Below are 2,912 nucleotides of genomic sequence, written 5' to 3'. Positions count from 1 at the left end.
TGGCCATCCGTTCACGGAGAAGGGAGAAGGATTGACGGGTCAGATAAGGCGCACCCCATTTGCGGGCGCCGGTGTCCATGTAGAAGTCGAAGAAGATGTCGAGATGATCCTCGGTGATCGCGTCACCCGTGATGTGGCGGAAGGTGAGGCCCTCCTGCGCCTTGGCGCGTTCCTTGCGCAGGTTTTTCCGTTTCTCGGAGGACAGGGTGGCAAGAAAGTCTCCGAATGATCCGTAGCCGTCATTCTTCCAGTGAAATTGCTGGTCGGTGCGGATGAGTAGCCCGGCGCGTTCGAGCGCAGGCGCTGCCTCCGCCTCAATAAAGTTGATGTGGAGGGACGAGACGCCGGCGCGCCGGCTCACCTCCAGCGCGCCTTCCAGCAGCGCGGCGCGGTAAAGCTCCCTATCCGGTCCCGGCGCAACCAGCAGGCGCCGCCCGGTGACCGGCGTGAACGGAACCGCGCACAGAAGCTTCGGATAATAATTGCCGCCGGATCGTTGCCACGCTTCCGCCCAGGACTGGTCGAACACGAATTCTCCGCGCGAATGGTTCTTGAACCACATCGGCATGGCCCCGCGCAGGCGCCCGCTCATGTCATGCGCCAGGATATGGCTGCCGCGCCAGCCGGTCCTCGGCGTCGCCGCGCCGGAGCGCTCCATCGCCTCGAGGAACTCCCAGCTCAGGAACGGGTCGTAAGGCAGGCCGATGGGGTTCGCGACGGCGTTCCAGTCCTCCGGCGAGATGGCGGCGAGCGAAGTTGCGAGACTGATCTGAGGGAGGGCGGCATCCATGCCGGTGAAACTAGGGCGCCGTGGCCCCGACTGCCAGCGCCGGATCAAAATGTTCAAAGATCAGGGCCGGGGAAAAGGGTCGCACGGCCGCAAGATCCGCTTCGCTACGCAGCGTCCAGACGGCAAGGGCCGTGCCGCGGTCCTCGGTGATCTCAGCCGCCAGGGTCATATCGGTGTAGTGAACCGCCAGATACGGAATGCCGTCAGAGAGCGCACGGGCGGCAACGGCGCGAAAGCGGTCCTCACCCGCATGGAAGACAGGCGCGATCAGCTGCCCCCGCATCAGGGTTTCAGGAAGCGCACGCACGGCCGCCTCGGAAAAGCTCATCGCGGCGGCGGCGCCGTTCCACGCGTTCAGCATGGCTGCCACTCGTGCCGCAAAGGCGACCGGGTCCGTGCTGCCATCGATCTTCATCTCGGCGAGCATGGGGAGATCAGCTGGCCATTCGGCGAGCAGGTCCTCAAACCGCGGGACCCTGTCGCCCGTCCCGTCCAGGCGCAAATCTGCCAGTGCGTTCACAGGCATATCTTCGAACGCGCCGTCCTGCCCGGTCATCCGGCCGAGCACTGTGTCGTGGAAGATCATCACCTCGCCCTCAGCCGAGGGGCGCAGGTCCAGCTCGATGCCAAGCCCTGCGGCACGTGCGGCCCGGAAGGCCGTCATCGAATTTTCCGGTGCGCCGTCCTCGGCCCAGAGGCCGCGATGGGCATAGGCGAAGCGCTTCAGGTCGAACGGGCGGGCCATCCACGTTTCTCCGGCTCAGGCGATCTCGAACACGCCGTCGACTTCGACCGCGACGCCGAGCGGCAGGGTCGGGCAGGCGACCGCGGAGCGCGCATGCGCGCCGACCTCGGCCCCGAACACTTCGACCATCAGGTCCGAACAGCCATTCACCACCTGCGGGATGTCGATGAAGGCAGGCGCCGAATTGACGAACCCGCCCAGCTTCACGACGCGCTTGATCCGGCTGAGATCTCCAACCGCGGCCTTGCACTGGGCAATCAGATTGATGCCGCAGATGCGCGCGGCGTGCTGGCCGGCGGAAAGCTCCATATTCTCGCCCAGGCGCCCGAGTATGCGCCCATCCGCCGTCGCCGAGACCTGACCCGACACGTAAAGCAGATTGCCGGTGATCACATAGGGTACATACGTCGCGACCGGCTTCATGGGCGCGGGCAGGGCGATGCCGAGGGCATCAAGGCGGGCTTCGGGCGTGGACATGGGGGCGCTCCTGATCATCTGGTTTGCGCTCTCCTAGCTTGCGGCGGCGCGGGTGTCAGCCCTCGGTCTTGCGGCCGGTCTTCGCCGCGCGTCCTGTGACGACGGCCCCCGCGCCGAACTTCGCCCGCGCCTTGTCCGAGGCGCGCTCAGCGGCGGCGCGTTTGGCGATCTTCGGATCCACGAGGTCAGCGGCATCGGCCTGATAGTCTGACAGGTCCGACAGGCCGACCCCGATCAGCCGGTATTTCACCCGTCCGGTCACTTCCTTTGCGAGCAGAGGCCGCGCGGCGCGGAAGATTTCCTGCGCCAGCTGCGTCGGCTGGGGCAGTGAGATGCGCCGGGTCAGCGGCTGGAACGCGCTGGTCTTGAGCTTCAGTGTCACGACCCGCCCCGAACTTCCCTCGGCCTTCGCCCGGTCGGCGGTCTTGACGCTGAGCCGCCAGAGCTGGTCTTCCAGCGGGCCAAGCTCGGCGATGTCCTCGAAGAAGGTCGTCTCGCTGGAGATCGATTTGCGCACGCTGAAAGGGCTCACCGGCCGGTTGTCCCGCCCATGAGCGCAGCGTTTAAGCCAGTCGCCCGTCTCGCCATAGCGGCGGATAAGGTCTTTCAGTTCGGCCGCCTGCAGATTGCTGATGGTGTGGAAACCGTCCCGGATCAGCGATTCCGCAAAGCGTGGCCCGACGCCGTGCAGGAAAGCCACCTCGCGCGGGGCCAGAAACGCCTCGGCCTCGGACGGCGCGATGATCGCGAAGCCGCGGGGCTTGTCGAGTTCGCTGGCCGTCTTGGCGAGGAATTTGTTGGCGGACAGGCCGATCGAGACGGTCACGCCGACTTCGCGCTCCACGTTGGCCGCCAGGCGCGACAGGCTGGCGGCCGGCGGCTCCCCATGCAGGCGCTCGG

At 66.3% G+C, this 2,912-nt stretch carries 4 protein-coding genes; all 4 read right to left on the bottom strand.

The annotated features are described in order from the left end of the window. The coding region (locus ACK4SV_RS16550) for a peptidogalycan biosysnthesis protein (protein ID WP_409918946.1) at positions 1 to 790 on the bottom strand (790 nt) is incomplete at its 3' end. Between the two features lie 10 nt (positions 791 to 800). Continuing rightward, positions 801 to 1,535, bottom strand: coding sequence for a glycerophosphodiester phosphodiesterase family protein (locus ACK4SV_RS16545; RefSeq protein WP_409918945.1), 735 nt, complete (start codon positions 1,533 to 1,535; stop codon positions 801 to 803). A 15-nt stretch (positions 1,536 to 1,550) separates the two neighbouring features. Then, the gene (locus ACK4SV_RS16540) at positions 1,551 to 2,012 is read right to left on the bottom strand and encodes a RidA family protein (protein ID WP_409918944.1); all 462 of its coding nucleotides are present in this window, start codon (positions 2,010 to 2,012) and stop codon (positions 1,551 to 1,553) included. 55 nt (positions 2,013 to 2,067) lie between these two features. Continuing rightward, a partial coding sequence (locus tag ACK4SV_RS16535) for a DNA polymerase IV (RefSeq protein WP_409918943.1) occupies positions 2,068 to 2,912 on the bottom strand: 845 nt, incomplete at its 5' end.

It is taken from the genome of Hyphomonas sp., from assembly GCF_046313735.1.
Lineage (GTDB): Bacteria > Pseudomonadota > Alphaproteobacteria > Caulobacterales > Hyphomonadaceae > Hyphomonas.
The sequence above is the reverse complement of the archived record's forward strand: the minus strand, read 5'-3'. Positions and strand labels throughout refer to the sequence as shown.

Coding starts and splice junctions, on each gene's coding strand:
- ACK4SV_RS16545 (WP_409918945.1), bottom strand. CDS start 1,535: ATGGCCCGCCCGTTCGACCTGAAGCGCTTCGCCTATGCCCATCGCGGC.
- ACK4SV_RS16540 (WP_409918944.1), bottom strand. CDS start 2,012: ATGTCCACGCCCGAAGCCCGCCTTGATGCCCTCGGCATCGCCCTGCCC.